Source organism: Lysinibacillus sp. NPDC092081 (assembly GCF_044755845.1).
Lineage (GTDB): Bacteria > Bacillota > Bacilli > Bacillales_A > Planococcaceae > Lysinibacillus.
The window spans coordinates 141,978-166,373 of record NZ_JBIVRU010000005.1 but is presented as its reverse complement, the minus strand read 5'-3'; the positions used below and the strand labels follow the sequence as shown (position 1 = coordinate 166,373).

The 24,396-nt window shown below is 35.5% G+C and carries 25 protein-coding genes and 1 pseudogene; 16 read left to right on the top strand and 10 right to left on the bottom strand.

Going from position 1 to position 24,396, the window contains the following annotated elements; all coding sequences use genetic code 11:
• Positions 1-110 precede the first annotated feature (110 nt).
• The 3 genes from ACIQLB_RS11070 (at position 111) to ACIQLB_RS11060 (ending at position 3,437) form a co-directional block, all read left to right on the top strand.
• A complete protein-coding gene (locus ACIQLB_RS11070) occupies positions 111-812 on the top strand; it encodes a class I SAM-dependent methyltransferase (protein ID WP_400725172.1) in 702 nt (233 codons plus the stop codon).
• A gap of 263 nt (positions 813-1,075) precedes the next feature.
• Positions 1,076-2,524 carry a MocR-like pyridoxine biosynthesis transcription factor PdxR gene (gene pdxR, locus ACIQLB_RS11065; protein ID WP_400725169.1) on the top strand — a complete coding sequence of 483 codons (1,449 nt, stop codon included), beginning with the start codon at positions 1,076-1,078 and terminating at the stop codon, positions 2,522-2,524.
• 4 nt (positions 2,525-2,528) lie between these two features.
• Positions 2,529-3,437 (top strand): D-alanine--D-alanine ligase, encoded by a 909-nt coding sequence (locus tag ACIQLB_RS11060; RefSeq protein WP_400725167.1) that lies wholly within the window; start codon positions 2,529-2,531, stop codon positions 3,435-3,437.
• A 191-nt stretch (positions 3,438-3,628) separates the two neighbouring features.
• Here ACIQLB_RS11060 and ACIQLB_RS11055 read toward each other — a convergent pair whose 3' ends face one another.
• Together ACIQLB_RS11055 and ACIQLB_RS11050 are read right to left on the bottom strand one after the other, a co-directional pair.
• On the bottom strand, positions 3,629-4,468 hold the full coding sequence (locus ACIQLB_RS11055) for a YitT family protein (protein WP_400725164.1): 840 nt from the start codon (positions 4,466-4,468) through the stop codon (positions 3,629-3,631).
• Between the two features lie 485 nt (positions 4,469-4,953).
• Positions 4,954-5,223: a hypothetical protein gene (locus ACIQLB_RS11050; protein WP_400725161.1), complete on the bottom strand. Its 270-nt coding sequence runs from the start codon at positions 5,221-5,223 to the stop codon at positions 4,954-4,956.
• A 217-nt stretch (positions 5,224-5,440) separates the two neighbouring features.
• On the opposite strand from ACIQLB_RS11050, the gene ACIQLB_RS11045 reads away from it, so the two are divergent.
• From ACIQLB_RS11045 to ACIQLB_RS11035, 3 genes are all read left to right on the top strand, one after another.
• Entirely contained in the window at positions 5,441-5,686 is a 246-nt protein-coding gene (locus ACIQLB_RS11045; protein ID WP_400725159.1) for a hypothetical protein, read from the top strand.
• A gap of 12 nt (positions 5,687-5,698) precedes the next feature.
• A complete protein-coding gene (locus ACIQLB_RS11040; protein WP_082337327.1) occupies positions 5,699-5,920 on the top strand; it encodes a helix-turn-helix domain-containing protein in 222 nt (73 codons plus the stop codon).
• A 141-nt stretch (positions 5,921-6,061) separates the two neighbouring features.
• Complete coding sequence (locus ACIQLB_RS11035) at positions 6,062-6,625, top strand: cupin domain-containing protein (RefSeq protein ID WP_400725155.1); 564 nt, start codon at positions 6,062-6,064, stop codon at positions 6,623-6,625.
• Positions 6,626-6,698: 73 nt separating this feature from the next.
• Here ACIQLB_RS11035 and ACIQLB_RS11030 read toward each other — a convergent pair whose 3' ends face one another.
• The 4 genes from ACIQLB_RS11030 to ACIQLB_RS11015 all read right to left on the bottom strand — a co-directional run bounded on the left by ACIQLB_RS11030 (position 6,699) and on the right by ACIQLB_RS11015 (position 11,091).
• Positions 6,699-8,174 (bottom strand): serine hydrolase domain-containing protein, encoded by a 1,476-nt coding sequence (locus ACIQLB_RS11030; RefSeq protein WP_400725152.1) that lies wholly within the window; start codon positions 8,172-8,174, stop codon positions 6,699-6,701.
• A gap of 7 nt (positions 8,175-8,181) precedes the next feature.
• Positions 8,182-8,679: a hypothetical protein gene (locus tag ACIQLB_RS11025; RefSeq protein ID WP_400725149.1), complete on the bottom strand. Its 498-nt coding sequence runs from the start codon at positions 8,677-8,679 to the stop codon at positions 8,182-8,184.
• Positions 8,676-9,017: a PadR family transcriptional regulator gene (locus ACIQLB_RS11020; RefSeq protein ID WP_400725146.1), complete on the bottom strand. Its 342-nt coding sequence runs from the start codon at positions 9,015-9,017 to the stop codon at positions 8,676-8,678. Before ACIQLB_RS11020 ends, ACIQLB_RS11025 begins: the two co-directional genes overlap by 4 nt.
• 343 nt (positions 9,018-9,360) lie before the next feature.
• Complete coding sequence (locus tag ACIQLB_RS11015; protein WP_400725143.1) at positions 9,361-11,091, bottom strand: ABC transporter substrate-binding protein; 1,731 nt, start codon at positions 11,089-11,091, stop codon at positions 9,361-9,363.
• 98 nt (positions 11,092-11,189) lie between these two features.
• Between ACIQLB_RS11015 and ACIQLB_RS11010 the strand changes: the two genes are divergently transcribed.
• The 6 genes from ACIQLB_RS11010 (at position 11,190) to ACIQLB_RS10985 (ending at position 16,252) form a co-directional block, all read left to right on the top strand.
• On the top strand, positions 11,190-12,470 hold the full coding sequence (locus tag ACIQLB_RS11010; protein WP_400725140.1) for an MDR family MFS transporter: 1,281 nt from the start codon (positions 11,190-11,192) through the stop codon (positions 12,468-12,470).
• Between the two features lie 26 nt (positions 12,471-12,496).
• A complete protein-coding gene (locus ACIQLB_RS11005) occupies positions 12,497-13,021 on the top strand; it encodes a GNAT family N-acetyltransferase (RefSeq protein ID WP_400725137.1) in 525 nt (174 codons plus the stop codon).
• A 31-nt stretch (positions 13,022-13,052) separates the two neighbouring features.
• A complete protein-coding gene (locus ACIQLB_RS11000; RefSeq protein WP_400725134.1) occupies positions 13,053-13,397 on the top strand; it encodes a YunG family protein in 345 nt (114 codons plus the stop codon).
• A gap of 618 nt (positions 13,398-14,015) precedes the next feature.
• Complete coding sequence (locus ACIQLB_RS10995) at positions 14,016-14,609, top strand: NADPH-dependent FMN reductase (protein WP_387084601.1); 594 nt, start codon at positions 14,016-14,018, stop codon at positions 14,607-14,609.
• 81 nt (positions 14,610-14,690) lie between these two features.
• Entirely contained in the window at positions 14,691-15,629 is a 939-nt protein-coding gene (locus ACIQLB_RS10990; RefSeq protein WP_400725131.1) for a ring-cleaving dioxygenase, read from the top strand.
• 14 nt (positions 15,630-15,643) lie between these two features.
• Positions 15,644-16,252: a flavin reductase family protein gene (locus ACIQLB_RS10985; RefSeq protein WP_400725128.1), complete on the top strand. Its 609-nt coding sequence runs from the start codon at positions 15,644-15,646 to the stop codon at positions 16,250-16,252.
• Between the two features lie 44 nt (positions 16,253-16,296).
• On the opposite strand, the gene ACIQLB_RS10980 is transcribed toward ACIQLB_RS10985, so the two are convergent.
• The 3 genes and pseudogenes from ACIQLB_RS10980 to ACIQLB_RS10970 all read right to left on the bottom strand — a co-directional run.
• On the bottom strand, positions 16,297-17,232 hold the full coding sequence (locus ACIQLB_RS10980) for an aldo/keto reductase (RefSeq protein ID WP_400725125.1): 936 nt from the start codon (positions 17,230-17,232) through the stop codon (positions 16,297-16,299).
• A 132-nt stretch (positions 17,233-17,364) separates the two neighbouring features.
• Positions 17,365-18,117: an IclR family transcriptional regulator gene (locus ACIQLB_RS10975; protein ID WP_400725122.1), complete on the bottom strand. Its 753-nt coding sequence runs from the start codon at positions 18,115-18,117 to the stop codon at positions 17,365-17,367.
• A gap of 13 nt (positions 18,118-18,130) precedes the next feature.
• A pseudogene (locus ACIQLB_RS10970) lies at positions 18,131-19,132 on the bottom strand (MFS transporter); the annotation flags it as partial.
• Between the two features lie 58 nt (positions 19,133-19,190).
• Here ACIQLB_RS10970 and ACIQLB_RS10965 point away from each other — a divergent pair.
• Positions 19,191-19,772 (top strand): TetR/AcrR family transcriptional regulator, encoded by a 582-nt coding sequence (locus ACIQLB_RS10965; protein WP_400725119.1) that lies wholly within the window; start codon positions 19,191-19,193, stop codon positions 19,770-19,772.
• 358 nt (positions 19,773-20,130) lie between these two features.
• Positions 20,131-21,531, top strand: a complete 1,401-nt coding sequence (locus ACIQLB_RS10960; protein ID WP_400725116.1) for an amino acid permease — start codon at positions 20,131-20,133, stop codon at positions 21,529-21,531.
• A 96-nt stretch (positions 21,532-21,627) separates the two neighbouring features.
• On the opposite strand, the gene ACIQLB_RS10955 is transcribed toward ACIQLB_RS10960, so the two are convergent.
• Positions 21,628-22,017 carry a RidA family protein gene (locus ACIQLB_RS10955; protein WP_400725113.1) on the bottom strand — a complete coding sequence of 130 codons (390 nt, stop codon included), beginning with the start codon at positions 22,015-22,017 and terminating at the stop codon, positions 21,628-21,630.
• 436 nt (positions 22,018-22,453) lie between these two features.
• On the opposite strand from ACIQLB_RS10955, the gene ACIQLB_RS10950 reads away from it, so the two are divergent.
• Both ACIQLB_RS10950 and ACIQLB_RS10945 read left to right on the top strand, forming a co-directional pair.
• Positions 22,454-23,506 (top strand): AI-2E family transporter, encoded by a 1,053-nt coding sequence (locus ACIQLB_RS10950; RefSeq protein ID WP_400725110.1) that lies wholly within the window; start codon positions 22,454-22,456, stop codon positions 23,504-23,506.
• A gap of 362 nt (positions 23,507-23,868) precedes the next feature.
• Entirely contained in the window at positions 23,869-24,324 is a 456-nt protein-coding gene (locus tag ACIQLB_RS10945) for a GNAT family N-acetyltransferase (RefSeq protein WP_400725107.1), read from the top strand.
• The last annotated feature ends 72 nt before the right edge of the window (positions 24,325-24,396 follow it).

Sequence of the window (24,396 nt, the reverse complement as noted above, 5' to 3'; positions counted from 1 at the left end):
GAAACTGGTTCATTTCCTGTCTTGCCTAACTTTAAAAGAGGGGAGGTAATGCCTTATAATGAAGAGATAGAATATTTAGTTTTTGGACAGATGCAAAATGGCGGCGTAAAATGCTAATCAAATCAAATGAACAATTGCTAGTTGTATTAGATAAATTATTACGTGAACCGCAAAATTTTTGGGATGGATTTTATGATCAAACATTTAAAAAGGTACCTTTTTTTGTTAATAAACCTGATGAAAATCTAGTAAGCTATTGTGAAAAAAAGGTGATTCGGCCAAATAGAGTTTTAGAGTTAGGTTGTGGCGCAGGACGAAATGCCATTTACTTAGCAAAGCAAGGTTGTTCAGTTGTTGGTGTTGATATATCGGATCATGCATTGCAATGGGCACAAAAAAGGGTTGATGAAGCAGATGTTAATGTAGATTTCATTTGTGCTAATATTTTTGAATTAAATCTACAAGAAGAGAGCTTTGATTTTATTTATGATTCAGGTTGTTTTCATCATATAGCACCTCATCGTCGTGTGACGTATATTGAATTGATTCATAAATTATTAAAGCCTAATGGTTATTTCGCTTTATGCTCATTTGAGGAACATGGCACATATGGTGGTTCTGCCATCTCAGATGAAGAAGTCTATATAAAACGTAGCTTAGAAGGAGGATTAGGGTATACCAAAAATCAACTAAAAGAAATATTTCAATCATTAGAAGAAATTGAATTACGGAAAATGATAGCCATGTCTGATGAAGATCAATATTTCGGTTTAGAAGGATTTTTAGTAGGTTTATTTAAAAGGAATTTATGAGGAGGTAAGGGAGGCTAGGTCCTTTCAATTATTCCCGGGAAATAAATACGTTTAACTTCTTAAAGAACTGGCTGATAGAAAGGACTTCAAAATGTATTTTAATCCTCAATTATAATTAGCCTATTATAGGTGCAATTCTTCATTTTGAAGGATTGCCTTTTTTGAGAGCTAGAAACCATACCACTAGGAATGAAAAATCGATAAACTGTGGACCTTTTGAGTGAGATACAGTTATGCAAAAATAAAGCAAGGGGGTCAAGGAAGTGTTTAATGATTTTAAGCTTATAGGTAATCATCCAGTTTATATTCAATTAAAAGATTATTTAAAAGAAATGATTATGAAGGGACACCTGCTGGAGCATCAGAAGCTTCCATCTACCCGTGAACTTAGTAAATTATTATCGGTCAGTAGAAATACGGTACTGAATGCATATGCAGATTTAGAGCAAGAAGGCATGATCTATGCAGTGAAAGGAAAAGGGAATTTTGTAGGGAAAGTCGAAACGTTGAAAGCTTCCACTGTCGAATTTAATTGGAAGGAGAGGCTGAATAACGTTACCTTGTTGGCTGATGAATTAGATTTAAGGAAGCAAGATATTCACTGGGAAAAAGGCATGATTTCCTTCAATAGCATTGCCCCCGAAGAAAAGCTTTTTGATGTTGAAAATTTTAAAAGAGCTTTTTTGTCCCGGATGTCCCTAGAAGGAGATATCGTTTTGAATTATGGATACGCAAAGGGCTATAAACCTTTAATCGAGTACCTTCTTCACTATATGGAAATGAAGGGTGTAGATATTTCCAATAAGGATATTTTGATTACGAATGGCTTTACCGAGGGACTGGATATTTTATTATCTTCCTTAGCAAAAAGATCTGGACGTGTTATTTGTGAAAATCCTACTCATCATGCAGCATTAAAGCTTTTTCGCTTACATGGATTTGACATCCACGGAATCGACATGAAAGATGACGGTATCGATATTGAACAAGTTGAGAAAAGCTTATCGGAAAAGGAATTTGATTTTGCCTACTTAATCCCGTCCTATCATAATCCGACAGGCATTGTTACATCCTCTGAAAAAAGGGCTGAAATTATTAGGCTTTTTTCACAATATCAAATTCCGATTGTGGAGGATGGCTTTAATGAGGAATTACGTTATTCAGGCTCGCATTTAGCGCCGTTAATGACTTTTATCGGTGCAGGTAACAATGTTATCTATATTAGTAGCTTTTCTAAAATTCTTTTTCCAGGCTTACGTGTTGGGTGGATATTAGCAGATAAGGAACTCATCCACTGTTTGGAAAGTATGAAAAGAGCCCGTACAATTCATACATCGACATTAGATCAGGCAGTACTTTATCAATATTTACAGGATGGTTATTTTGAAAAATATTTAAAAAAGGCCAAGTTCGTATATAAGAAAAAATATGAACTAGCCCATCAAGCCTGCCATCAATACATTCCTTTTAAAAGAATGACAGGAGATGGTGGACTTCATCTCTTTATTGAGCTAGAAAAAGGAATGAATGCTCGTGCACTATTGGAAAAGTGCTATCAAAAAGGAGTCGTCTTTTATCCTGGTGATGTTTTTTACAGCAATGGCGAAGGTAGTAACACATTTCGATTAGGATTTTCTCGGCTCAAAGAAGAAGATATTGTGCGTGGTATTAAGATTATTGGTGATACTTTGAAAAATGAAATGGGGAGTTGAACATATGAGAGTTGGCGTTATTATGGGGGGCGTTTCCTCGGAAAAGCAGGTCTCTATTATGACAGGTGAAGAAATGATCGCTCATTTAGATAAGAGTAAATACGAAGCGGTAGCTATTAAAGTAAATGAAAATGACAAGGCAGAGCTTATTGAAAAGGTGAGAAATATCGATATTGCTTTATTAGCACTACATGGCAAGTTTGGAGAGGATGGCACGATTCAAGGTGTACTAGAAACTATGGGCGTTCCATATACAGGTAGTGGTATACTTTCAAGCAGTATTTGTATGGATAAAAATATTTCAAAAAAAATTCTACGTTATGAAGGCATTGAAACACCGGATTGGCTCCATCTTTCGAATATCGAGGAGCTTCAGTTCGGTGAATTAGACAAAATGGGATATCCGTTAGTAGTAAAACCTAATTCGGGTGGTTCCAGTGTAGGGGTAAAAATAGTAAACGATAAGGATGCCTTACTAACAGCACTTGCGGAAGTATTCAAATGGGATGCTGAAATCATTATTGAAAAATATATAGAAGGTGAAGAAATAACATGCGCCATTTTGGATGGGAAGATATTACCGATTATTTCAATTCGACATACAGCGCAGTTCTTTGACTATAAGGCGAAATATGAGGATGCCGCTACGATAGAGGAGGCTGTAGAACTTCCACCTGCCGTACATGAACGTGTCGCTGAAGCCGCAAAAGCCTGCTACAGCGCATTAAAATGTAGTGTTTATGCCAGAATCGATATGATGATCAAGGATGGAAACCCATATGTCATGGAGGTTAACACGTTGCCAGGGATGACAAAAAACAGCTTACTACCAAAAAGCGCATTCTCGGCAGGAATGTCTTATACACAACTTTTAGATACGATTATAGAAACTTCCTTACAGGTTAGGGAATAAAGGGTTCATTACTAAAATTTAGAATGAACCGTGCATATAAGTCGGAACGGAAATCAACCACTCGATATGGTGATAATCGAAAATGGATAAGTATGAGTAGCTCATAGTTTCAATAGAAAAAAACACCTCTATGTTGATTTTTAAAGGGAACATCCCCACTTTCAACAAAAGGTGTTTTCTCAGTTTCTTAATTAAGCCTTAGATAATTCAATAAATCCATGTCCAAAAACATCTCGTACATCATGAATAGCAATAAAGGCATCCGCGTCTATTTCTTTGACGATTTTCTTTAGTTTGACAACTTCCTGTTTACTAATGACAATATACAGAATTTCTTTTTGTTCCTTCGTATAATGGCCATGGCCTGATAGGACCGTCACGCCTCGATTCATAAAACCATTCACATGACTGGCAATCTCTTCTGGCTTTTTCGAAATAATCGTAACTGCCTTTTTCGGGTTTACACCTTCAATAACAAACTCCATCACCTTTGTTCCAACATAAAGCATAATGACAGTAAGCATTAATGCTTCTGCTCCGATAATAAAGTAAGATGAAAAAGCAACTATTAAATCAAAAAACAATAAACCGTAACTAATACTCCAGCCTAAATATTTGTTCGTCATTCTAGCTAAGATTGTTGAACCTGCTGTTGTTCCACCAACTCTTATAATTAGGCCTATACCAACTCCAGCAAACACACCGCCAAAAATAGCATTCACAATAATTTCATTTGAAGAAATCGACCACGATTCTGTTAAATGTAAAAACAGTGAATGAAGGGATACTGCGATAATCGTATAAATAGTCGTTTGCCTACTTAAAAACCTATAGCCAACTACTAATAAAGCTGCGTTTAGCGCAAAGCTCACAATACTTGGCGACCATCCAAACAAATAATAGGAGATAATTGTTAAACCTGTTACGCCACCTTCACCTAAATCATTAGGTATAACAAATAAGTTTACAGCCAGTGCAAAAAGCAGCGCTCCGACCGTAATCATTAAAAGATCCATAATGAACTTCTTCATATATACACCACCAAAACAAATTGATTTTTTCCTAAATACATACTATATCAAGTTCTAAACATTTTATATACTTTTTGGAATGTTCGTTTATGATAAATCTATAATTGTTAGTATGTCCTTAATTAGAGCAAAAGTCGAATAGAAAAAATAGTTCATGAAGCTGCTATTAAATTTGTTATGTGGAATCATGCTGAAATCAGCTTATAATATATACTATATCCGAAACTTAAAGTTATTTAAGAAGTAATCTTTAAAAACAAGCGCGTGAAATAATTGGGGAAGGAATATCTTTAAAGAACAAATAATAAGGGGTGTTAGAAGCAGTTATGGATCAATCGTTAGCAATTCGTAATATTAAAATGAGTTTGAGAATAATCAATTATGCCTCGGCATAATTGCGTCCGGAATCGGCTTTGTGCTTGCACAAAGCACTCCTTTCCGATTCCGTGACATCCGCCGGAGGCTTTAGGCCAACACGAAGTTGGTCACTCAGTCGTTGCCACAGGACGTGGCGCTCTTAGACTGAGTTCCTCTATTTCAGCGGATGTTTGGACACCCACTGAAAAGGGACTTAAAACCGCATTCATCTCACCACCTATAGAGGTGGAAGACTTCTGCTGAAAGAAGTTAAATGTATTATTAATATCTACTATAGTAATCATTTCTTCATTGATCTTATTACTTTTTGGTTTATTCGTTGTAGCTTTAACAGTCTCTGGTGAGAAAATTAGTAAACTAGTTTTAAATTCTAACATTGACATTTCTTTTAAATTTAATGGAATAACTATTTTTTTAAATAAAGATATAATGAGTAATTTTGTTTATGATAAAAGTGAAACAATCGTATTAATTTTACTCTTGAGGATCTTTACTTTAATTTTCTTGTCAATTTTTATTTTACTATGAAAATTTGTAAAATCAGTAATTGAAGGGAATGTATTTACTCTTAGAAATAGTAAAAGAAGAGAGTTAATGGGATATAGTTTATTAATTTTAAGTTTTTTAAGTAATACGGTTCAAGCATACTTAATTTCAACGGTATTACATATGTTTTTAAACAATAATGAATTAGACAATATTGAATGGATTCAATCTGTTTCTTTTAGATTTTTTGATATAAATTGGAGCATACTACTATGTAGTTTTATAGTTTGGACAATTGGTAGGATATTTAGATATGGCTCTTTTTTACAAGAAGAGTATGATGCAACAGTATAGGAAGTGAAGAAATTGGCGATTATCGTAAGATTGGATCGTGTATTAGCTGATAGAAAAATGCAATTAAGTGAGCTTGCAGAAGCGGTAGATATATCGATTGTCAATTTATCGAATTTAAAAACGGGAAAGGTAAAGGCAATACGCTTTTCCACGTTAAATGCAATTTGTAAAGTATTGCATTGTCAACCAGGAGATATTTTAGAGTATGCTGAGGATGAGGATACCTTTGAGTAAAAAAAATATATTGTTTTTTCTAAAATGGCTTCAGTATTTTACTGAGGTCATTTTAGATTTTATAGGATGGAAATGCGTATACGTACATTTTTTGAACAAGTTGCATAGGATAACCTTATAATGTGTGAGGGGATTGAGAAAATGTACTACATTCCTTATTACGAAAATATGCCTATGTATAACTATGGAGATCAGCTTGTTTATTGGACACCTCCTTATCAGATAGGGTATGCGAACAGAGCTGAACCTTCTCGTTTTTCCAATGGTGGAAATATTGTATTAAAAGATTATGGAGCTCAGCCACTTGTCATCAATCTTGAAAATGCGGCTAAGCAAAACGATACGTATCGTACGGCTCTGTGGACGGGAAAGAACTCACAAATTACTTTAATGAGTATAAATGTTGGTGATAATATCGGATTGGAAGTACACCCAAATGTGGATCAAATTTTATATATTGTACAGGGTGAGGGATTTGCTCAAATGGGCCCAAGTAAAGACAATCTAAACTATGAAAAAAATGTCTATGAAAATTATGCCGTTGTAGTGCCTGCTGGAACATGGCATAACGTTACAAATACAGGGAATGTGCCATTAAAGCTTTATTCGATATACGCTCCTCCAAACCATCCATTCGGTACAGTACATGTTACAAAAGCAGACGCTGAGGCCTCGGAGGCAGGCTACGGTCAGGGCAATCAATAATAGATTTTAGATATTTTGAAAGGTTGAAGCATTTCCTTTAAAATGCAACCATACCAGAAAAGACAACTCCTGCTTAGAGAAGTTGTCTTTTTTGTCGTCGTTTAAATGAAATATATATAGATAATAAGCCATTCAATGTTAAAAGAGTAACCAGTGATATCGCTAAAAATGCAATATCAGGAGCAAAATATCTAATAGTGTGCCAAGGTGATCCTGTACTATAACTTAATAATGGAATGGAGATAGTGGCCAAAACTAAAAGTATAAAACCGAAAATACCCGACATATCCCTTTTATTAGCTTTTTTAGCTTTAACTTTTATTAAAAGATAAATAAACATCACAAAAAGTAAACATAAAATAGCAATTGCTATGACTTGAAATGTAGGTTTATATTTAGGTGCGTCAACGGGCTCTTGTCCATTTAAAATGTTGATAATCCCTTCTTTCAAGTAAAGAAGTGACTTTTCCTCTAATATATGACTTTTGTTAGTGAGAATCACACCGCCCCAATCGGTTTCTGGTAGATAAAATACTTCTGAGCGTGCGTCAGGATTTGAACCAGAATGCCATATCATTTCTTCTTTAGATTCTGGATAGGAGATTCGTACACCAAGACCATAATATCGATGTTTACTAGTTTGAACAAACGGCGATATATAAAGGTTCATCGCATTTTTACTTAAAAAATTGTTATGTTCAGGGTGACTAAGAAGTTTAATGTACTGCACCATATCTGATGCACTTGCAGTAATGTATCCATATGGTGTCCCACCATTATCATATGTGACTGCGCTTTTTACAGGGTGACCAAGCCAGGATTGATAGCCAGATAAGTATCCTTTTTCATAGGCCATGCTACTATTAGCAGCTGCATTTTTCATTCCTAATGGAGAAAAAACTTGTTCCTCCATATATTCAGAAAATGTTTGATTGGTTACTTCTTCGATGAGAGCCCCAAGAATAGAAAAGTTAGCATTGCTATACTGATGCTTTTCTCCAGGAGCAGCAGTCAGCTTCACATCCGATAAACTTTTTACATTTTCCTTTATAGCACTCAAATCATTAGATTCGTTATCCGATATAGATAAGCCAGAATAAGTGCTTATCCCACTTGTTTGCGTAAGAAAATGTTTGATCGTTATTTGAGAAGCGGCTTGTTTATCTTTCAGGGTAAACCACGGCATATACTTTTGAACTGGATCATCTAATTGAATAATACCTGCATCAACTAATCTCATGATGGCTAAGCCTGTTAGTGATTTACTAATAGAGCCGACTACAAATGGAGTTTCAGCAGTTACCTTTTCTTCAGATTCTCCCGTTACGCCCCACGATTTGGAATAAAAGATAGCATTTTTATGAACAATAGCAATAGATGCCCCAGGAATTCGCTGCTCTTTTAAAAAGTTTTCAACATACTTATCTATAGTACCCTTAACGTCTTGTTCTGCGGCTTCTGCGGAGATTTGTGAGATTGGTTGAAATAGATAGAACGGAATTAATAATAAACAAACTAATATAGCTTTATATATTGGTTTTTTTTTCATTGTTGTTTCACCTATTTCCTCCGAAAATTTTTATTGCAAGTATAGACATTAAAGAAGAAATAGAAATACTAATTAAAATCAGTAAGAAATTCCACCAAGCAACATTAGAAATCTGATAAACAATATTATAATCGAATGTTGCAATAGTTTTTTGCGGATTAAAGGAATCCGTCAAAAACATCGATAGTATTAGCTGACAAGCTAGGTAGGCAATAATAAAAGTGCAAAACCCAATAACTAATGATATTCCAGGTCGACTTTTTCGCATGTGTTTTATTTCCGAATAAAGATCTATATCTTTAATCTCTAAAAAATCTTTAATAAATGTAGTAGTATCTCCCAAATCATTTATACTATCAATTCCACTATCACGAGATTCTTGAATATGCTCTAAAAGTTGTTGTTTTATATTCTTTCTTTCTTTTGAGCTGATACGATACTGTTTTAACTCCTTTAGAACTTCGGTTAAATATTGTTTTTCTGCTAAACTCAATTCCATACTCATTCAAAAAGTTCTCCTTTCAGACCGCTTTGAAGTAGGGATTTTATATCTTGTTGCAACTCCAACCATTCATCGATTTTTTTTTGAAGATAAACTTCTCCTTTTTCATTGATTTCATAATAAACTCTGACTTTCCCGTTTTCTGTCATTTCACGGTAAGTATCAACCCATTCTTGATCTTTTAGCTTAGTCAAGATGGGATAAATGCTTCCTACTCCCTTCAATTTTAAATTGTGTTTTTCTAACTCCTTCATAATTTCATAGCCATAACTTTTTTTCTTTGACAATATAGACAATACGCACATTTCTAAATGACCTTTTATTAAACTTGTTCTATCCATAGGATAAATTTAACAAAAATATATACTTCTTTCAAGTATATATTTTTGTTATGAATACTTTTGAGAGGATATTGATGAAATAACATATGATACTTTACAAATGATGATCATATTAAAACCTATAGCAGAAATGTAAAATTTATACCAATATCTTTGAACGTCCTAACACATTTGTTAAAGCAAGATTGGTTGAATCTAGGCTCAATAGGGGATCTAGAATTTCGAAAGCATCTTCAATAAAGGCTTCAGCTCAATTAATCGATATGGAGCTTTTTTTAGTACATGAAGATTTTTATAAAAAAAGCTCCATTTTGATTAATATTTAACCAAAATGGAGCTTTCACTATTTAATCCAAAGCTTTCGAAAATCTACATAGCCGAATGAATCAAATTGGATATCCTTAATCATAGGATGGAAGATACGGCTCTTAATAGGATGATTTAAATATAAAAATAAATTCTCTTGTCGTATATAACATTCAGCCTCGTCAATCCAAAATTCTCTTGTCTGCCAGTCTGTTGCTTGCTTTATTTTTTCAAAATAGATATTCAAATTTTCTAAGTGAGCATTAGATAAAAAACGATTAAAAATAAGTGCTTTATTTAAAAATGCACCTAAAAAAGATAAGTGATGATCCATTGAAGCAACTTCACCCATCATTAATAAATCGGCTTCTTCAAGTGAAGGATCGTAGTAATCTGATATCGAGTAGGCTTTAACATCTAAATGAAGACCAAATTTACGAGCTTCTTGTTTGAACCACTCGGCTTCCTCAACGCAGTTTTGTTTGTCCAACGTATATACGGTTATTAATTCTCCTTGATATCCGGCATCTTCTAGTAATGATTGAACACGTTGAATATCCTTTTTCTGGTGTTTAAATTTCCAAAAGAAATAGCTAGAAGCTTCTTGAAGATTGCTACGGCCTAAATCAGTCCACAATTTCTGTACATCCATAAGATGATAAATAGCCTCTCGAAACGCAGTGTTATGAACAATAGTATGGCGATTAAAATTGAATGCCAAAAAGCGAAAGCCCACTTCAATGTCTTGTTTATGTTGGTAAGTTGTAATCGTTTCATTTTGATTTTGCACTTCATACATAGCTGAGTGAGCTGTTTCTATTGGTACACGATAAATTTCAATTTCATCTAATAAGGGTCTAGTATGAAAGTAATTGTCGAACGCTTGGAGGACGAGTAAGTTATTCGTCCGTTTCTTCATTTGAAAAGGACCTGTTCCTATCCACTTATTTTCGTCGAATGGCTCATTGACAGGCAATATAACGAGATTGTGGAAGCTCAGAAATCTAGGGAAAAGTGCATTTGGTTTAAATAGCTTAAAACGAATCGTAAAAGGGGAAAGACACTCTATTTGGTCTATATCCTCCACAAGCCAAGAATGTGGTGAAGAGCTTGTTTTAAAACGATCAAACGTATAGCGCACATCTTCACTAGTTAATACGTGCTGATTATGAAAGCGGACTCCTTTTCTTAAGTAAAAAGTCCATGTTTTCCCTTCATTTTCACTTTCCCAGTTGTGTGCTAGGTGAGGGATTACTGTGTCTTGTTCTTGATTATAGGTTACGAGTGTATCCCCTAGTTGATGAATAATAACGGTCTCAAAAGTAATAGAGGTATGTAATGGATCCAGTGTTGTTAATTCTCTAGTTCGAGCAGTCCGTAACACATCCCTTGGTTGTCCGGAGGATTGAATACCGAATAAACTTTGAATTTCTTGTGATACATTGGAGATCCAGGTTTTCGGAATAGGCAATTGCAATAGTAAAATAACGTCCTCCAATTGATCGCGTTGAACTAGCTGCTTTACGGTATCCTCTATTTCTTGCTGAAAGGGTTTATAAAATACAATTTGTGATGGATTTCCTCTCCCTTTACCCGGAGTATAGATTAACTTGCCTTCCTCTCCGAACTGCTTTAGCCTGCGTTTAACACTTTTTTGTGTACAAAACCATAAGCTCTCCATTTCATAAAGTTTGCATGCAGCACTCTGTTGCTCTTCTCTAGGATATAAAAAAGCCCTCATCTGGAAATAAGAATAATTCTTCATCATCAGTCTCTCCTTATCCACTTAAAAGGGGACATTTATGATTGGATTATACCCTTTTTTTCCACTTTTGAACAAAGCATAATGAGGTGGGGGTGGAAGTAATGTTCAAAAATTTACATCGTAATATTCAAATAAGAATCTACACATCTTTTTTGAGCCGAGTTGTCGGTTCAATGGTTTTTCCTTTCATGGCTATTTATTTTGCAAAAGAACTGAATGCTGTCTATGCAGGAATTCTTCTTTTAATCCAATTGATTGTTCAATTTATCGCAAGTTTATATGGGGGTTACTTAGCTGACTCAGTAGGCAGGAAAAAAATGATGGTCATTGGGGAATGGATGAAAGTCCTAGCATTTGCAGGTATGATTGTTGCCAATTCACCAGTCTTTACATCTGCTTGGGTAGCTTTTTTAATGCTGTTGGTAATGAGTATTTCTACTGGCTTTATTAATCCTGCAGCTGAAGCAATGCTGATTGATGTCAGCACAAAAGAAAACCGGGCTTTAATGTACTCCATCAATTACTGGGCTGTAAATTTATCCATTATGCTCGGATTAATTATTGGCGGTTGGTTTTTCCAAACACACTTTTTTCAACTGTTAATCTCATTACTGATTATTTCCCTTGTAACGTTGTGGATGACGAAGGCGTTGATCCAAGAAACTTTCAATGTCACAGCAGTTGAGGAAAAAGGAAGAGAAAATTCCTATGACATAAAATCTATTATACAAAGCTATCAAACTGTTATTACCGATGTGCCTTTTGTGTTATTTACGCTCGGAGGTATTGCTATTCTTTCAATTGAATTTCAACGTAACAATTTTATCGCAATAAGATTGGAAGAGGAATTTCCTACACGGGTTGTGACATTATTGGGTGAGATGAATATTGCACTGGATGGGGTAAAGCTTTTAAGTCTATTAACAGTGGAGAATACGTTGATAATTGTATTTTTTACAGTAGTCTTCACAAAATGGCTTAAAGGAAAATCAGTACAAAAGGTTATGTATTTCGGATTTTTATTATTCGGATTAGGCTATTCAATTCTTGCTTTCTCAAATAATTTGACGCTTTTGTTTATTGGTGTTGTGGTGCTTTCAATCGGTGAATTAATGTATGTACCTACAAGGCAATCCTTGTTGGCGGAAATTGTAGATGATTCTCGTCGAGGTGCTTATATGGCTTTTAATGGATTTGTCTTTCAAATTGGAAAAATGGTTGGTGTTCTCGGAATCATGGTAGGAGAAGTATTGAACGGGATTGGAATAGGGATTGTCTGTGTACTTTTCGCTTTTCTTGGAATGGTCTTTTCTCGATGGGCACTGATGAAGCGTGATAGTAAGCAACAAGTAATTTTAAGTTCTACTGAGAAGTTTACTTAAAAAGATTGCATTGGAGGGTAATATGAATGGACTATAAACTATTCGATGATGAAATTGAAGATTTGGTGGAATTATTAACTCAAAACAAGCGGAAATATCATATCGACCAAAATTTAAAAGAGGACTCCATTCGAAAAGCATATACAGAAGGATACTATCACAGCGATCGCGAAACACATTGGATAATTGATAATGAAGGAAAGGTCGGAATTATTATCATTCATGACATAAGTGATACGATCCCGTTATTCGACATCCGTTTAGATACACGTTTTAGAGGAAAAGGATACGGAGTCAAAACACTCCTTTGGTTACAAGATTACCTGTTTGGAGAAAAAGGTAAGATTCGTATCGAGGGTTATACGAGAGTTGATAATATTGGAATGAGGAAATGTTTTGCGAAAGCTGGTTTTGTAAAAGAGGGCTATTTAAGAAATGCTTGGGAAAACACAGATGGTACTGTAACAGATAGTGTCGTTTATGGTGCAATCAAAGAAGATTGGATTTTAGGTAGAACAACGCCTATTAAAATCGATGACATCCCATTTTAAAGACAACTATGGTAGAAAAGGGTGCTGAGGAATGTATACAGAAAATGATCTATTAAGAGCTTTAAAAAAATCCTGGTCCATTCAATCTAGCTCAAAATGGAGTATAGATAATCCTGCAAACGGACAATGCGGAGTCACTGCATTAGTTGTAAATGATATTTTTGGAGGCAAAATTTATAAAACGTGGCTTGATGAAGGCTGGCATTTCTACAATATCCTAGATGGGGAAAGAAAGGATTTTACACAAGAACAATTTACATACAACCCTGAATATCAGGATGTTCGTTCAAACAGAGAAGAGGCTTTTCAAGATACGAACGATATTCAATATAGCTATCTAAAATTACAGGTTCATGAGAATTTAGGAAAAAGCTAAAAGGAGTTAAAGGCAGAAATGTTGTTATCATAATATTGCTCAACTGTAGTTATCCTCTGTATGGTGATTTAATCGTGAGACCCTGACATTCATTTTGTTAGGAGCGTCGGAACCATCTCGTTATGGTGAGGTTTGTCTTGGGTGAATAATAATCAAGTATATTCCATTATAATTTAGACTGGATTTCTTTGGCGTTTTAATCATAGCTTAATACTCTTTTGTTTTAGCCTGTCTACCCATAATAATGATGAGGAGCTGTTGATTTTTCACGGAGAGTGGCGACTCCTGCGGGATTAGCTTGCGCTGAAAGCCCCGCAGGAACGTAGTGACGAGGAGATTGAAGCCAAGCCCACGGAAAGCGCCAACTCGGAGTGAAAATCAACCTTTGTTTATTGATATGCATTATTTTATAGTTATTTTTTTATCTACAAGCTGAAGCAGAGATGTTGATACTATAACATCTCTGCTTTTTTTAAAAACAATAACAAACATGTTGACGTAAATTAAATCATCGTGTTATTATTATCTCGAATTCAAGATAACTAAATTCAAGATAAACGAATTCGAACCTTTTAATCCATGTAGAAAGTTTTTTTACATCATAAGGAGGTAATCATAATGGGTTTTTTAAATAAATTATTTGCTTCAAAAAAAGAGGAGGAAAAAACAATGGCAGAATTAAATATCGGGATTATTATCGGATCAACACGTGAAGGTCGTGTAAGTCCACAAGTAGCACAATGGGTAAAAGAAATCGCAGATCAACGAGGAGATGCAAACTATACAATTATTGATATCGCAGATTACAAATTACCTTTACTAGGTGAACCAGGACAAGACGCTTCAGGCGCTCAAGCTTGGTCAGAAATTGTTGCAAAACAAGATGGATTTGTATTTATCGTACAAGAATACAATCACTCTATTACAGGTGCTCTAAAAAATGCACTAGATTATTTACGTGAAGAATGGAATAACAAAGCTGCGGGTATTGTATCTTATGGTTCTGTAGGTGGTGCACGTGCAGCTGAGCATTTACGTGGTATTATGGGCGAACTTTTAATTGCAGATGTACGTGTACATCCAGCATTGTCACTATTCACAGACTTTGAAAATGGTACTGATTTTAAACCAAAAGCAGTGCAATCAGATTCTGTTAACCAAATGTTAGACCAATTAATTCCTTGGTCAAAAGCTTTATATACAATTCGTTAACCCTGTTCAAAGATTGAGCTAGAACGGTATTGGGTAAAGTATAGGTGAAAAAAACATTTAGTCATGAAGGGGCTTGTTAACATGAAAAAACATACTGCGGGTATTCACCATATCACAGCCATTGTAGGGCATCCACAAGAAAATATTGATTTTTATGCAGGTGTATTAGGCTTGCGTTTAGTTAAACAAACAGTAAACTTCGATGACCCAAGCACATATCATCTTTACTTTGGTAACAAAGGTGGTAAACCAGGGACTATTATTACATTCTTCCCATGGGCAGATGCTTATCAAGGTCGCATTGGTGATGGCCAAGTTGGTGTAACTACTTATGTTGTACCAGAGGGAGCACTACCTTTTTGGATTAATCGTCTTGCGAAACTCGCTATTCCATTCCAAAAAGCTGAACGCTTTGGTGAACAAGTAATACAATTTGATGATCCACACGGACTTCATATTGAATTAGTTGCACGTGCAGAAGGCGAATTGAATGAATGGACATTTGGTGAAGTAACTCCTGAGGTTGCGATTAAAGGATTTGGCGGTGCAACACTGTATTCAAGTCATCCTGAAGAAACAGCAAAAGTCTTAACTGAAGTTATGGGTCTTGAAAAAGTTGCGACGGAAGGCGAGTATACTCGTTACAAATCCAGCGCAGATATTGGCAATACAGTAGATTTAAGAGTTGTTCCTGGTATGCGAGGTCAAATGGGCGTTGGAACAGTTCATCATATTGCCTGGAGAGCCCAAGATAATGCGGATCACCTAGAATGGCAAGAGTATGTCATGAATCATGGACAACATGTAACCGAAGTGAAAGATCGTAATTATTTTAATGCGATTTATTTCCGTGAACCTGGTGAGATTTTATTTGAAATTGCGACAGATCCACCTGGATTCGCTCATGATGAAACACCTGAGACAATGGGTAGCCAATTAATGTTACCATCTCAATACGAACAGCATCGTGAACAATTAGAAAGAACATTAATTCCGATTGAAGTGCGTGTGCTTGATTAAGGAGGATGAGTCGTTTGATTTCGATTGATCCTACGAAAAATACTGAGCGTGAAAACTATAAATTATTAATTGGCAGTATTATTCCGAGACCAATTGCCTTTGTTACGACGAAGTCAGAGCAAGGAGTCATCAACGGCGCACCCTTTAGTTATTTTAATATCGTGTCGTCAAATCCACCGATGATTTCTCTAGCCATTCAAAGACCACAGGGGCGCTTAAAAGATACCGCTCGACATATTCATCATCAGCAACAATTTGTTGTGCATATTGTAGATGAGGATAATGTTAAGCAGGTGAATGAAACAGCCGCTTCCTTACCTGTAACTGAAAGTGAAATTGATAGAGCACAATTTACATTAACTGATAGCCAACTGATATCTGTACCAGGTATTCAAGAGGCAAAGGTTCGAATGGAGTGCCGTTTAGTACAGACAATTCCTTTAATGAATGGTGAAGATCAAACAGGTGATTTGTTTATTGGTGAAGTCGTACAATTTCATATAGATGAAACCATTTATAATGAAGGTCGTATTGACCCAAGGAAATTAAAAGCGGTTAGCAGACTAGCTGGCTCAAATTACGCAAAAATTGGAGATATATTTGCGCTAGAACGTCCTCAATAAAAAATGCGAAAATGCTGATATAACAGCATTTTCGCATTTTTACTTTATTCTAAAATTCTTTCAATATTCACTAAATCTTCTTTAGTTAATAGGATATCGGTTGCTTTCACATTGGTAGCCACTTGGTTTTTGTGTTTTCCGCCTGGGATAACTGCATCAATGCCATCTTGAGCTAATAACCAAGCAAGCGCTAGGTTTGGTAATGTCGTTTGCTTTTCCTCTGCAATTCCTTTTAATCCATCTACTTTTATTAATGTATGTTCAAATAATTCACCTTGGAATAAAGAATCCGAAATTCGCCAGTCTCCAGTACCTAGCTTAAAGTCTTTTGTATACTTTCCACCAAGTAGGCCATATGCAAGTGGACCGTATGGAACAAATGAAATATCATTTTTTACACAGTAGGGTAATAATTCTTGTTCTGCTGAACGGTTTAACATATTGTACGGAGATTGTAACACTGAAATATCATTGTGCACATTAGCTTCTATAAGTTGATCTAATGTTACGTTTGAAATGCCTATTGCTCGGATTTTCCCTTCTTCTTTTAAGCGTGATAATTCACCAATCGCCTCTGCAAGTGGGGTCTCGTTGTCTGGGAAGTGTAAATAGTATAGGTCTACATAATCCATCTGTAGTCGATTTAAGCTATTTTCAAGTGCGCTTCGTAAATATTGCGGGTGATTATTTGTTTTTACTGAACCATCCTCAAACCAATGTCTACCTCCCTTTGTCGCTAAAACAAAATCTTCTCTGGGATATTTATTTAATACTTCGCCAACAAGTTCTTCTGAACGCCCTTTACCATAGATATCTGCTGTATCAAAAAAATTAATTCCTAAGTCAAGGGCAGCGGAGACTAGCTCCTTCCCGTCTTGTTCATTTAAGTTTTCATATAAGTTATGGCCACCTACAGCATTCGTCCCAAGACCAATTTTGGAAATCTTAATATGTGCTTTTTTTAATGTATGAAATTTCATATTCCTACCTCCTCGTTTTTCTGTAATCAGAATAGAGTAAAAAAAATATTTTACCAACATACATCGTTATAGTTTCGTATATAGAAACAAAAGCGTTTTAATTGCAATTAGAAGACTGATTGAAATTTCCCATTATGCTAACAAGTAATTGATTTCTTCCGTCAATTGCTGACTGGCCTCTTCTAATTTTTTTACAAATGATCGAATGGCAGTTTTCTTAATTTGATTCGTCGAACCGTGCAAAGCAATTGCCCCGATGACTTCTTCATTCACATAAATCGGAACGGCAATACAACATTTACCTTCATTCGTTTCTTCATTATCAACAGCATATCCTTGAGCTTTAATGACCTGTAAATGAGGAATCAATAGACCATAATCATAGAAGGTTTTTGTTGTAAAAGTATTAAGTTCAATACTATTTAATAGTTCACGTTGTTTTTTAGGTGATAGATGAGCTAATACTACTTTTCCGAGCGCGCTTGAATGCATAGGTGTCCGAGTATCGATTGCTTCATAAGCAGGCTGTTCAAAAGGCTCCCTAATCACATTTTTTATCACCATCTCACAGTCTTCCAAAATACCAATATAAGTAGTTATTTCTTCTTGGCGGGCTAATTGATATGGCGCCACGAGAGACGTCCATTGGATATCTTTGTGCCAATATAAGTGCTCATCTCTAAAAATATGCGGATTTAATTGATAATACTTATTATATTTAAGAACGTAATTCATTTTTTCTAGCGTATAAAGCATGCGAAAAACAGATGTCTTATTCATCGATAATTCTTCCATAATTTCAGTTAAAGTAAGAGAATGCTTTTGACGTAATACATCCAAAATCAAAAGGCCCTTCTTTAATGTCGATACTTCATAGGAATCCATTTTGCCCTCTCTCCTAATTTCTAAAATAACTTAACCTTAAGATTACCTTTTCATTATAAAGGTAATCTTTAATCTCTTCCCAGTCATAGTGTGCATACATTTGAGTCGAAGCAATTGATCCACTAGCACTACCAATAGAATAGAACACCATATACCCAGCTGTAAGCCTACTCTGTGCTTCTGTCCGCAAGGGAAGGATCATGGTTTGATTAGTGACATGTACAGCCTGAACGGCTAAATCAAGTAGGACAATACCTATAATTAATGCTAATAGTGACTGCTCTGTAAAGCTGATGAATAACCATGAAATCAACAAGAGTGCTAAAACAATGCCTGTCGTTCTTTGTCCGAAACCTTGATCGGCCAGCTTTCTCGCTCGTGCTGCAGCTAAAGCTCCGGCTACTCCTACAAGACCAAAAGCCCCAATTGCACTGTGCGATAAAGCTAATGGCGGTGCACTAAGTGGCAGGACAAGTGAAGTCCACAAAATACTGAAATCAATAAAAATCAGCATAGCTAAAATTGAGCGGATTCGTAATGTTCGTTCTTCAATAAACAAAGCAAGCACCGATTTAAGCAATTGAGGGTAGGAAAGTGATTTTACCTCACGCTCAACATTGGGCAATATCTTTAAAAATATACAAGCCATAATAAGCATGAGTGTAGCAGAGACTAGATAAACGGAGCGCCACCCCGCTAGGTCTGTTAATATACCTGCAATGGTTCGTGCTAGAAGTATACCAATAACTATTCCACTTGTTACAATGCCAACGACACGTCCTCGTTCTGTAGGCGCGGCTATATTTGCAGCAAACGCCACTATAGTTTGTGTAACAACAGCTAGCCATCCTACTAAAGCCATTCCTATGAAAAGTACAGTGCTAGAGAATGCAGTACCAACTATTATCAGAGCTACAGAGGATAATAGCATCTGACCGATAATCAAACGGAGTTGGTTCAGTAAATCTCCGAGTGGTACTAATAGTAGTAAGCCGAAACCATATAAAATATGCGTGTTGAGATAACTACGCTTTATGTAATAAATAAACTTATGTGTAAAGGTGGATTCCTTAATGGCAAGAACTCGTGAATTTGATGAAGAACAAGCATTAGATGCAGCGATGCAGTTATTTTGGGAGAAAGGATATGAAGCAACATCATTAAGTGATCTTACTTCTAGAATGGGTATTCAACGCCCTAGTATTTATTCGACCTTTGGGGACAAAAAGGAATTGTTCGAAGTCGCACTTCGTAGATACACTACGTTCCATGCCTCTCATGTAAGATCTAGACTTCAAAACTATCCATCAGTAATAGAGGCATTTTCTACTTTCTTTGCAGAACTAATAGCCGAGGAGTATCAAGAAAATATTAGTAGAGGATGTTTTTGTATCAATACAATGGTTGAACTTGCACCTCATGATGAGAGGTTTGAAATTATCACAAGAGAACATCAAATGTATCTAACTGTTATTTTTCAGGAGACTATTGAACGAGGAATTCAATCAGGTGAGCTGGAAGAAAACACAGACGCCAAATCTTTAGCACAGGCACTGATTGTAGCACTAATTGGGCTAACAGTTATGATGAAATCTCGGCCACAGCGTTCATTTATTGACAACGCGATAGCATCAACGCTTACATTGCTTAAGTGAATGAACTGAAACTAAGATAGGAAAACTCTTCGCAATTGAGTAATTACAATAACCCCAATTCTCCTTTTCTAGGGAGAATTTTTTTATGCCCATGTTTTTTCATTCGATTTACATATTTACAGCATCTAACATATAGAAATTATGGTGAAAAAAGTAAGCCGATTCCGGACGCAATTATGCCGAGGCATAATTGATTATAAAAGAATGCGTCGATTAACTCGGTTGCTAGTAAAATATAAATTGCTATATTAATCTAATTGTTGACTCGATTCGAAAATATAGCTAATATACTGATTATTGATAAAAATGCATAAAAATGAAAGTTATTACCTTTTTCGTTGGAAATGGAGTGGTTATTATGGCGAATTTTTTACGAAAGAAGTCAATCGAACAAGCCAATAAAATAACTGAAGTCGAACGTTTTAAACTAAAGCGTGAACTAGGGTCGTTGCAATTATTGCTATATGTACTAGGGGCTACAATAGGAGCTGGGATTTTTGTACTGCCAGGAACTACAGCTGCTCTACATGCAGGTCCTGGTGTCGTGGTTTCTTTTTTAATTGGGGGTCTTGTAACAATTGCAGTTGGATTAGCCTATGTCGAATTCGCAGCGATGGCACCTGTCGCCGGGAGCGCTTACACCTATTCTTATATTGCGTTAGGTGAAATTATTGCTTGGATAATCGGTTGGGATTTATTATTGGAATTTATCGTTATTTCTAGTACAGTCGCAGTTGGCTGGAGTGGCTACGTCAATTCGTTTTTACACTCTGTGGGAATTCACTTGCCAGAAGTATTAACAAAGGATATTGCTCATGGTGGGGTTGTGAATCTACCTGCTGTGGCTGGTTGGCTTATTGTAGCTTGGATTTCGATGAGTGGAATTAAAAATGTGGGTCGATCAAATATGTTATTTACAGCTGCTAAGGTTGGCGCGATTATCTTATTCCTTGCTATAGGGGCTTTTCACGTTAACCCTATAAACTGGACACCATTTACACCGTTTGGCTGGTCAGGTGTAATGGCGGGAGCGGCATTAGTGTTCTTTGCCTTTACTGGATTTGATGGTGTAACAACAGTTCTTGAGGAAGTAAAAAATCCCCAAAAAACAATACCAAAAGCTTTAATTGGTGGTCTAAGTATACTAACGCTTATTTATGCAATTGTTGCCCTAGTATTAACAGGTATTGTACCATCCCCTGAGTTGGATGTTCCAAATCCTACTGTATATGCACTAGAATCTGTTGGGATTCAATGGGGAGGTGCGATCATTGCAGTATCAGTTATTTTTGGATTGCTTGCTACGATGATTGCAAATACAACAAGTGCGACACGCGTGCTGTTTGCAATGAGCCGAGATGGACTTCTACCAGAACGTATTGCACAAACAAATAAAAAAACAGGAGTACCTGTATTATCAACTTTAATTGTTGTTGTAACAGGCATTCTCTTATCAGGATTTTTATCGATCGGAGAATTAGCGGAATTTGCTAACATCGGCGGTTTAACTGCTTTTGCTTTAACAACAGTTAGTGTTGTTGTTCTTCGCTATACACGACCAGATCAACCACGTGTCTTCAAAGTACCTGCGCTATGGCTTGTAGCAACTGTAGGTATTGGAGGATGTATTGTATTAATTTTTAGTCTACCGCCATTTACTATAGTGCGTTTTTTGATTTGGTTAGCGATAGGTTTAGTTATTTATATAGGCTATGGACACAAGCATGCTAAAATAAGCTCTAAAAATGAAAATCTATAGTTATTTAACACCCCTTCAGAGTTGAAGGGGTGTTTTTATAACTAAATTAAATCAGATCTGGACGCACACTCTTGTTAATTTCAACATAGTATAAGTTTACATTTCCTTACAAGCCCAGGCATCAATCTCAACCTTTAGGGAAGGAGCTGCAAGCGCAACTACATACATTAATGTCATACATGGAAGGTGATCACCAAGAAAGTCGTTTATTATTTGCTTTCTTTGATCTACATTAATTTCCCCAACCAAATAAAGGGTTATCTTCGTTAAATCTTGAATATCCATATTCGCACTTTCAAGATTCTTCCTGATATTCTCTAATGCCAATTTCATTTGAGCTAATGGCTCTTCAGGTATAGTCCCGTCTTCTTCCATTCCTATTTGTCCAGATAGTGTTAACCATCTCTGTGGTCCTGTTACTTCTATTTGGTGTACATAAGGAGCAACTGGTTGATGAATGTCCTTCGGGTTTCTTGCAACTTTCATATAATCAATCCTGTCTATATAATTTTAGTTTAAAATTTTTATAAGAATATCATACTAAGATTAAAGATAATAAATCCAATTTTAGTACTATCATAAAAGAACTTACATTGGCTATGATGGCGTTCAAAGGGTTATAATAGACTAATAGAAATAAGGCTTATAACGCTGATACAGCTTTCAAAAATATTGTTATTAATTTGATAAGGCATACTATTCTTTTCGCTCCTAGGATTCATTAATTTCTTATGAGACTTATAAAGCGCAAGCATCTAAGTCTTATTCTAAGTATTGATGGGAATAATAATCCAATGAGGGAGGCGTTTACATAAGAATGATACGTAATGTTTTACATCAATTTATTAATTGTTTTTGTTCATTTGATAGCGAAACCCAGGCAGTAAAGGCAACAAAGCCGTTTTGTAGAAGGAGTGAATACATGAGTAATTTCTTTCGAAGCAATGGATTTAAACGTTTTTTAATCCTAGCTGGGATCGCTATTGCACTATACATGATGCGAAGTATGATCAATCTTATTCTTCTCACGTTCATTATTACTTACTTGATGAATCAACTTACCACGAAGACAACAAAAGAGATTAAAAAGTACGTACGGATGGGCGAGAAGGCTGTGACAGTTACCCTCTATCTTTTACTTGTTGCAGGTATTGTTGCAATTATCTACAAGTATTTACCTATCGTGACCCAACAAATTACACAGCTCTTTGATCTTATTGCTAGCTTTAGTCTCAATCCAAATGATAACGAGATTGCGAGGTATTTAGCTCCAACCTTTGATAAGATTGAACTGGGTAAATATTTAGAGCAGGGTGTAGACCTCACTCTGAAAAATATTACGAATATTGGTAAAATCATTTTGCATATTTTCATCGCACTAATTTTGAGCTTGTTTATTTTACTTGAGAAGAAACGTATTATAGAATTTACAGCAAAATTTAAAGATAGTAAAATGAGCCATCTCTACGATGAACTACATTATTTCTCAAAGATATTTATTCGTTCTTTCGGTAAAGTTATTGAGGCGCAGTTCATTATTGCCGCTGTTAACTGTGGTTTATCTGTTATTGCATTATACATTATGGGCTTCCCGCATTTAATTGCGCTAGGGATTATGCTCTTTATACTGGGATTGGTGCCAGTTGCAGGGGTCATCATGTCCTTGATTCCTCTAAGTATAATTGCATACAGTATCGGTGGTCCTATGTATATTGTCTATATCTTGATGATCGTTATGGTACTACATGCTATGGAGGCATACTTCTTAAATCCAAAGCTGATGTCTGCCAAGACAAATCTTCCAATTTTCTATACATTCATCGTCATTCTCTTCTCAGAGCATTTTCTCGGTGTATGGGGATTAATTATTGGTATTCCATTATTCATGTTCCTTCTCGATATTCTAGGAGTTACGTCCTCAGAAGATGAACTGCAACAGGCAATGGAAATACAAGAGGATAAAAAAATTGAATAAAGTTTTCGTTCAAAAAGGAATCTAGTGTGTTATGATTCCTTTTTGTTTTTTTCTTAGTTGATTTTGGGAATTTGGTAGTCTATGGTTTGGCGGTATTTTGCTTTCAGTGTATGGAGGGACAACTAAGTTTTATTTATGGCCATCATATCCGTTTCAATAGGTATTTCTTTTATTCTAGGAAAAAGGAAATGTAATAAAAATTTTATAATAAATGGAAGGTGCGATATACTATTAAAATAAATCATTGTTAAAGGAGGCGGTCATTATGACAAACAAAACTTTTTTTATCTTTAAATACTGGGGGATAACGCCTAATTAACAAATGATAAGCGTTTCCCTGAATTCGGAAGGGGAAAAATGATATGAGTAAAGATTCTGTGAAGATTGTAGAAGTTAATGCAGAGAATTGGCATGAGTGTTGTCTATTAGAGATTTCTAAAGAACAAAGAAATTATATTGAACCAAACGCTATTTCAATAGCACAATCAAAGTTTGAGCCAACATTAAGACCATACGCTATTTATTTTGAAAAGAAAGTAGTAGGTTTCTTAATGTTTAATTCTGTAAAAGAAGAGCTTGATGGCTATTGGATTTATCGAATTATGATAGATAAGCATTTTCAAAGTAAGGGTATAGGAAAAGCAGCTACTAAGCTAATGATTTCAGAAATAGCAAAATTGCCAAATGCACGAAAAATTATAGTAGGTTATCACCCAGAAAATAAAGGTGCACATAATTTATACAGAAGTTTAGGATTTGAAGATCGTGGTAATCGCTTTGGTAAAGAGATGGCTGTCATCAAATATTTAAATGAATAATAGTAATGAAAATTAAACAGTTTACCCCCTTACAATTATTATATTGAAAGGGGGTAAATTTCATTTATAGTG

Coding starts and splice junctions, on each gene's coding strand:
- ACIQLB_RS11070 (WP_400725172.1), top strand. CDS start 111: ATGCTAATCAAATCAAATGAACAATTGCTAGTTGTATTAGATAAATTA.
- ACIQLB_RS10955 (WP_400725113.1), bottom strand. CDS start 22,017: ATGAAAGTTGCAAGAAACCCGAAGGACATTCATCAACCAGTTGCTCCT.
- ACIQLB_RS10965 (WP_400725119.1), top strand. CDS start 19,191: ATGGCAAGAACTCGTGAATTTGATGAAGAACAAGCATTAGATGCAGCG.
- ACIQLB_RS11025 (WP_400725149.1), bottom strand. CDS start 8,679: ATGAGTATGGAATTGAGTTTAGCAGAAAAACAATATTTAACCGAAGTT.
- ACIQLB_RS10950 (WP_400725110.1), top strand. CDS start 22,454: ATGAGTAATTTCTTTCGAAGCAATGGATTTAAACGTTTTTTAATCCTA.
- ACIQLB_RS10995 (WP_387084601.1), top strand. CDS start 14,016: ATGGGTTTTTTAAATAAATTATTTGCTTCAAAAAAAGAGGAGGAAAAA.
- ACIQLB_RS10990 (WP_400725131.1), top strand. CDS start 14,691: ATGAAAAAACATACTGCGGGTATTCACCATATCACAGCCATTGTAGGG.
- ACIQLB_RS11060 (WP_400725167.1), top strand. CDS start 2,529: ATGAGAGTTGGCGTTATTATGGGGGGCGTTTCCTCGGAAAAGCAGGTC.
- ACIQLB_RS11045 (WP_400725159.1), top strand. CDS start 5,441: ATGGGATATAGTTTATTAATTTTAAGTTTTTTAAGTAATACGGTTCAA.
- ACIQLB_RS10975 (WP_400725122.1), bottom strand. CDS start 18,117: ATGGATTCCTATGAAGTATCGACATTAAAGAAGGGCCTTTTGATTTTG.
- ACIQLB_RS10945 (WP_400725107.1), top strand. CDS start 23,869: ATGAGTAAAGATTCTGTGAAGATTGTAGAAGTTAATGCAGAGAATTGG.
- ACIQLB_RS11015 (WP_400725143.1), bottom strand. CDS start 11,091: ATGATGAAGAATTATTCTTATTTCCAGATGAGGGCTTTTTTATATCCT.
- ACIQLB_RS10980 (WP_400725125.1), bottom strand. CDS start 17,232: ATGAAATTTCATACATTAAAAAAAGCACATATTAAGATTTCCAAAATT.
- ACIQLB_RS11020 (WP_400725146.1), bottom strand. CDS start 9,017: ATGGATAGAACAAGTTTAATAAAAGGTCATTTAGAAATGTGCGTATTG.
- ACIQLB_RS11035 (WP_400725155.1), top strand. CDS start 6,062: ATGTACTACATTCCTTATTACGAAAATATGCCTATGTATAACTATGGA.
- ACIQLB_RS11010 (WP_400725140.1), top strand. CDS start 11,190: ATGTTCAAAAATTTACATCGTAATATTCAAATAAGAATCTACACATCT.
- ACIQLB_RS11050 (WP_400725161.1), bottom strand. CDS start 5,223: ATGTTAGAATTTAAAACTAGTTTACTAATTTTCTCACCAGAGACTGTT.
- ACIQLB_RS11005 (WP_400725137.1), top strand. CDS start 12,497: ATGGACTATAAACTATTCGATGATGAAATTGAAGATTTGGTGGAATTA.
- ACIQLB_RS11055 (WP_400725164.1), bottom strand. CDS start 4,468: ATGAAGAAGTTCATTATGGATCTTTTAATGATTACGGTCGGAGCGCTG.
- ACIQLB_RS11030 (WP_400725152.1), bottom strand. CDS start 8,174: ATGAAAAAAAAACCAATATATAAAGCTATATTAGTTTGTTTATTATTA.
- ACIQLB_RS10960 (WP_400725116.1), top strand. CDS start 20,131: ATGGCGAATTTTTTACGAAAGAAGTCAATCGAACAAGCCAATAAAATA.
- ACIQLB_RS11000 (WP_400725134.1), top strand. CDS start 13,053: ATGTATACAGAAAATGATCTATTAAGAGCTTTAAAAAAATCCTGGTCC.